5 protein-coding genes are annotated in these 5,864 nt (G+C 46.0%); all 5 read left to right on the top strand.

What is annotated here, in order from left to right:
- The first annotated feature begins 524 nt into the window (after positions 1-524).
- The 5 genes from AC5I6P_RS29080 (at position 525) to AC5I6P_RS29060 (ending at position 5,696) form a co-directional block, all read left to right on the top strand.
- Entirely contained in the window at positions 525-1,592 is a 1,068-nt protein-coding gene (locus tag AC5I6P_RS29080; RefSeq protein WP_495697272.1) for a glycosyltransferase, read from the top strand.
- Between the two features lie 239 nt (positions 1,593-1,831).
- Positions 1,832-2,926, top strand: coding sequence for a dTDP-glucose 4,6-dehydratase (gene rfbB / locus AC5I6P_RS29075; protein ID WP_495697271.1), 1,095 nt, complete (start codon positions 1,832-1,834; stop codon positions 2,924-2,926).
- A gap of 43 nt (positions 2,927-2,969) precedes the next feature.
- On the top strand, positions 2,970-3,911 hold the full coding sequence (gene rfbA / locus AC5I6P_RS29070) for a glucose-1-phosphate thymidylyltransferase RfbA (protein WP_495697270.1): 942 nt from the start codon (positions 2,970-2,972) through the stop codon (positions 3,909-3,911).
- 6 nt (positions 3,912-3,917) lie between these two features.
- Positions 3,918-4,463: a dTDP-4-dehydrorhamnose 3,5-epimerase gene (gene rfbC / locus AC5I6P_RS29065; protein ID WP_495697269.1), complete on the top strand. Its 546-nt coding sequence runs from the start codon at positions 3,918-3,920 to the stop codon at positions 4,461-4,463.
- A gap of 48 nt (positions 4,464-4,511) precedes the next feature.
- Entirely contained in the window at positions 4,512-5,696 is a 1,185-nt protein-coding gene (locus tag AC5I6P_RS29060) for a hypothetical protein (RefSeq protein WP_495697268.1), read from the top strand.
- The last annotated feature ends 168 nt before the right edge of the window (positions 5,697-5,864 follow it).

The raw sequence follows: 5,864 nt of genomic DNA, 5'->3' as shown, positions 1-5,864 counted from the left end.
ATGAAGCTCAGTTGGGCTTGCCCCTGAATCTAGTGCCCCTGCGTAAGTCCTGTTTGATTTAGGTAGTCTGCGATCGCTTGTAGCACGCCCTTATCGGATCAGGTGCTACTGCTCAGAACAATTTATGACCTTTGTCTATCCTTGAGTTTTACATTGCTTCCACGATTAGCGCTTCGCGCAACTCCGAAGGAATCGCAAACGACAATTTTCACGGAAACCGGCTCAGATACACACCATTTTGTATCAAGTGATACAAAGCTCAACAGAGTATAGAGCGATGAGACTAACGGTTTCTACTATGAACGCCCGTCAGTGATTTATTAGCAGAATCTACCGCTTTCAACCTACTGAATTTCCTCGGAGTCGCAAAAAGAAGGGGAAAGCTTGACTTTGCCATCTCTTTACAATCATCAAGCTTTTCAGTAGTTGAAGGTTTTAGCTTGTCAAGTAAATTTGCGTAGTGTGATAGTCTGTGTAACCGCTGAATACTCCACCCGGTTCTCCAGAAATAATTTCAGGGATTCATGGTCGCACAATATACCATTTCAGTGTTCACGAGCTTACACGGCTCAGATTGGCGTTGGATCGAGCCAGAAACCCAAAATCAGGTTCGATGGCTGTTTCAGTATGCGATACCCCAATCATTCTTGGAACGTATTGTAACCAAACCGAACTTATCCCGAATTACAGGTGTTTTTCGATGTGTCAAACAAGCAGTTCGAGAAGGGTCTGACCTTGTAGTAGCCCAATGTCAGCGCGACGCATTTTGGGCAGCGATCGCAATGCACCTATACAGGGCAAAAATGCCACTAATCGCTTACGCTTTTCACTTTGACGGATTGCCAACAGGCTTGCGTCTTCAAGTTCTGAAATGGGCGTATTCGAAGGTGCAGCGTTTTGTGGTCTATTCAGACTATGAGCGGCAGAAGTATGCTGACTACTTCGGCATTCCGATTGATCGTTTCGAGTTTGTCCGATGGTCGATCAAGGCTTCAGAAATCGAGATGGAAAATGATCCTCCTCACTACCCTGGAAAATATATCTGTGCGATCGGCAAAGATGGTCGAGACTATCCTACCTTGGTTCAAGCGATCGCTCAAATGCCAGATCTTAATTTCATCACCGTTTCCTATCCTTACAATCTTGCAGGCGTTGAGCTTCCTCCTAACCTCAAAGCACTGTATCAAATTCCAATGACAGAGGCGATGAACATTGTGAAGCATTGCCAGTTTATGGTAATGCCTCTAGAAGCTGAAGATACATCGTGTGGATTGATGACATTGTTTTGGGCAATGCTCTGCCGCAAAGCTTGCATTCCAACCCGCTCAATCGCCGTTGAAGAATATTTACCCGCAGAGTACGATGCACCCCGTGTCGAAGCAGGTGATGTGCAAGGCTGGATCAAGGCAATTAGAACCATGATTAGAGATGATGCTCGTCGCCAGCACTGCGAAGAAGTCGGCGTGAAGTTTGTCACTGAAGAGTGTTCTCATGAAGTGGCCCTTAAAGGCTGCCTTGAGATGTTTCGCAAAGAAGGAGTCAACGTCCACTATGATGCGGCTCTACGCCAAGCGGAAAGCAGTGTTGTGTAGTTTTCTTAGTACAAGCAACATTCCCATTCATAAATCATTTTTTTGACACGGCAGATATGTTTGGCTCATCGCAGTTGAAACAGTTACGACTGGTACATTAGGCAACCTTAGCTATTCGACAACTGATCAAGCATGTCACGATGCAAACCATCAAAGTTCTAATCACCGTAATTATTTCACCATTTATAGCGCCGAAGTTAAGGGAATCACGTCATGAATGTCAAGGTTAGGTAGTTCTCATGCAAACGTATCTGGTCACAGGCGGCACAGGATTTATTGGCTCTAACTTTATTCTCAGCGCGAGACGAGAAGGTTGGGCAACCATCATCAACTTAGACAAACTTACCTATGCAAGTCATCCTCAAACGTTAGTCGCGTTGTCTGACGATCCTGGCTATCAATTCGTGCAGGGAGATATTGGGGATAGTGACTTGGTTCGCACACTGCTCGACACTCATCAGCCCAGCGCCATTCTCAATTTTGCGGCTGAAAGCCATGTCGATCGCTCGATCGTAAGTCCCCACGACTTCATTCAAACGAATGTAGTTGGAACATTCAATCTGTTAGAAACGAGCAGAGTGTATTGGGAGCAACTTGCCGCAAAACAAAAAGATCAGTTTCGCTTTCTGCATGTTTCGACGGATGAAGTGTACGGGTCGCTCAATCCGACTGAGCCAGCCTTCCGAGAAGATACGCCCTACGCACCCAACAGTCCTTATGCTGCATCAAAAGCGGGCTCAGATCATTTAGTGAGGGCATATCACCACACCTATGGCTTGCCGACGCTTACTACTAATTGCTCAAACAATTATGGACCTCGGCAATTTCCCGAAAAACTCATCCCTCTAATTATTCTTAATGCGCTAGAAGGAAAACCATTACCGATTTACGGAGATGGGCAGAATGTGCGGGATTGGCTGTATGTGGAAGATCATTGCAATGCGATTCATCGTGTCTTGCAACACAGTTGTGTAGGTGAGACTTACAACATTGGTGGACGCAATGAGTTGACGAATCTAACCGTAGTGGAACAGATTTGCTCGATTTTGGATGAACTCGCTCCGAAACCTAACTTCAAGCATTCATCGCTCATCACCTTTATCAAAGATCGTCCGGGTCACGATCGCCGCTATGCGATCGATTGCAGCAAAATTCAGCGCGATTTAGGCTGGCAACCCAATGAAAGTTTTGAAAGTGGATTGCTCAAAACGGTGCAATGGTATCTCGATAACTCTAGCTGGGTTGAGCAAGCTCGTTCGGGAGCTTATCAAGCCTGGATGAAGCAGAACTATAGCGATCGTCCGGTTGAGTCATCGGTTGAGTCACGACGTTGAATTACCCAATTAAGAAATCACCCCATGAAGTGAGGAGCGAACGATGAAAGGAATTATTCTGGCAGGCGGTTCTGGCACTCGTCTCTACCCCCTGACTCAAGTGACGAGCAAACAACTGATGCTTGTCTATGACAAGCCGATGATTTACTACCCATTGTCAACTTTAATGTTAGCGGGCATTCGAGAGATCTTAATCATCTCAACCCCGGCTCATCGTCCTTTGTTTGAACAGCTTTTAGGAGATGGTAGCCAGTGGGGATTAGAGTTCAGTTATATCGAACAACCTAAGCCAGAAGGGTTGGCGCAAGCATTTATTTTAGGTCAAGACTTCATCGGTGATGAGCCGGTCTGTCTGGTACTCGGCGATAATCTGTTTTACGGTCATGGATTTGTTGACGTTTTGACGCGTGCGGCTCAACTTCAAGACGGAGCGCTAGTGTTTGGGTATCGAGTTGCAGAACCGCAGCACTATGGTGTCGTTGAGTTTAATGCCGCGGGTCAAGCAATCAGTTTAGAAGAAAAGCCGGTGCATCCTAAGTCAAATTACGCGGTTCCAGGCATTTATTTTTATGATGCGCAGGCGGCAGCGATCGCAGCGGCGCTTACCCCTTCACCTCGCGGTGAACTAGAAATTACAGACTTAAACCGCGTGTATTTAAACCGGGGCCAGCTTAACGTTGAATTGTTGGGTCGAGGGTATGCTTGGCTCGATACAGGAACCTATGAAGATTTACACCAAGCCTCAAGCTTCATCCAAATGCTGGAACATCGGCAAGGACTCAAGGTGGCGTGCGTGGAAGAAATTGCTTACCTTCAAGGTTACATCGATGCAGACCAGTTGTATCGGCTCGCTCAACCCCTGGCGAAAAGTACCTATGGCAAATATTTAATGAATGTACTCTCTATGGAGAACGATCCGGCAAATCGCTTGAGATCAGATAGCGTGATGATGAATCGCCTCGTTCCCCAATTAGTGAACAGCTGAGGACACATGAACGTTATTCCAACAGAAATTCCAGACGTACTGATTCTTGAACCACAAATCTTTGGCGATGAGCGAGGATTTTTCTATGAAAGCTACAACGAACGATCGTTTCTAGAGAAAGCGGGAATCACCTACCGTTTTGTGCAGGACAATCATTCTCGCTCGGCAAAGAATGTGCTGCGCGGGCTGCATTATCAAATTCAACAGCCCCAAGGCAAGCTCGTGAGAGCGGTGGTCGGTGAAATTTTTGATGTCGCAGTTGATTTGAGGAAACAATCTCGATTTTTTGGTCTATGGGTTGGGGTGAAATTGAGCGCTCAAACTAAGCAGCAGCTTTGGGTTCCAGCAGGATTTGCACATGGATTTGTCGTCGTTTCCGACTACGCGGAAGTGCTGTATAAGACTACAGATTTCTATGCTCCCGCTCATGAGCGCAGTCTGCGATGGGACGATCCGGACCTAGCGATCGCATGGCCATTGGAGGGTGAACCCGTACTGTCTCTCAAGGATCAGGCAGGCAAATGGCTCAGAGAAGCGGAGGTGTTTAATTGACATCCTCCTTAGCGCATTCGTCCGCAACTATTTAAGGGAAAAGAGAAGATGCAACCTATCTGTAATGTTGGAATCATTGGTACAGGTTTTATTGGCAAGGGAATCATGCTAGCCCTAGAGACGCAACCCGATCTCCAGGTCACTAAAGTGCTAACTCGAAGGAATCTGAATGATTGTCATGACTTTCCTAGAAAGAACTTGCTCACTGATTCTGTTGCTGACTTAATTGCTCATTGTGATCTAGTTGTCGAGTGTTCTGGCGATGCTATTTATGCAACGGATGTTCTAGATCAAGTCCTGGATGCTCATCTTCCTGTAGTAACGATGGACTCCGAACTACACGTGACAACAGGATCGTACTTAGCTAGAAAGGGAAAAATTACCGAGGCGGAAGGAGATCAGCCGGGATGCCTAGCAGCACTTAGAGAAAATGCAGTGCAGATGGGATTCAAGCCGCTTGTTTATGGCAACATCAAAGGCTTTCTCAATCTAATGCCAACGCTTGAGGACATGCAATATTGGTCGCAGAAACAAGGAATTAGTCTTGACCAAGTTGCCTCCTTTACTGACGGAACTAAAGTTCAAATTGAGCAAGCGTTTGTTGCCAATGGATTGGGCGCTGGTATATACCAACCTGGTTTGTTGGGAACCGTTGCTGAAGATATCCGTTCGGGTGGCAGTGTTTTGGCAGATGCGGCAAAGCGTCTAGGTCAACCCATCAGTGACTACATTCTTTCTCCTAAGTCGCCTGCCGGGGTATTTATTGTTGCAGAACACGAGGAGTCCCAAAAAGACTATTTGAGATACCTAAAAATGGGAGAAGGTCCATACTATACGTTGGTGCAGAATTTCCATCTTTGTCACTTAGAGGTTGCAAAAACAATTAGGAGAATTGTGAATGGGGGTGACGTTCTCCTAAATAACACGACCAATCCTCAAGCCGGAGTTGTAGCTGTCGCAAAACAATCGTTGGCTCCGGGAGATGTGATTAAGCGAGGCATCGGCAGCTTTGAAGTGAGAGGCATTGCAGTAAAGCTGGAAGATCATTGGAATAATGTTCCTATTGGTTTATTGAGCAATGCTGTAATCACTAAGCCAGTAGAACCAGGGCAAATTCTTAGCTTTGATGATGTAGAGCTTCAAGACAGTCTTGCATTAAACGCTTGGTTCAAAATCAGGGAGAGCTGTTCTGCGAGAAATGTAGAAGAAAAACAGCCTTCTTTAATAGCTTGATAGCAGCGTTCATCTAATTGCAGTAGGGAAGATCTCCTCCCTACTGCAATCAAGTAAGTAGATGGACAAAATAGTGTTTACAGCGTCCCAAAGTGAGTTAGGACGCTGTAAACACTAGACTTAATCGGAAATAGGCAGTAGTCGAAGCCAGACAACAAGAGGCTTTCA

It is taken from the genome of Myxacorys sp., assembly GCF_059501405.1.
Note: the sequence above shows the minus strand (reverse complement) of the source record. Positions and strands in the feature narration are given on the sequence as shown.

Bases quoted from the DNA above. Each gene is read 5' to 3' on its own strand.
- rfbC (WP_495697269.1), top strand. From the start codon at position 3,918: ATGAACGTTATTCCAACAGAAATTCCAGACGTACTGATTCTTGAACCA.
- AC5I6P_RS29060 (WP_495697268.1), top strand. From the start codon at position 4,512: ATGCAACCTATCTGTAATGTTGGAATCATTGGTACAGGTTTTATTGGC.
- AC5I6P_RS29080 (WP_495697272.1), top strand. From the start codon at position 525: ATGGTCGCACAATATACCATTTCAGTGTTCACGAGCTTACACGGCTCA.
- rfbA (WP_495697270.1), top strand. From the start codon at position 2,970: ATGAAAGGAATTATTCTGGCAGGCGGTTCTGGCACTCGTCTCTACCCC.
- rfbB (WP_495697271.1), top strand. From the start codon at position 1,832: ATGCAAACGTATCTGGTCACAGGCGGCACAGGATTTATTGGCTCTAAC.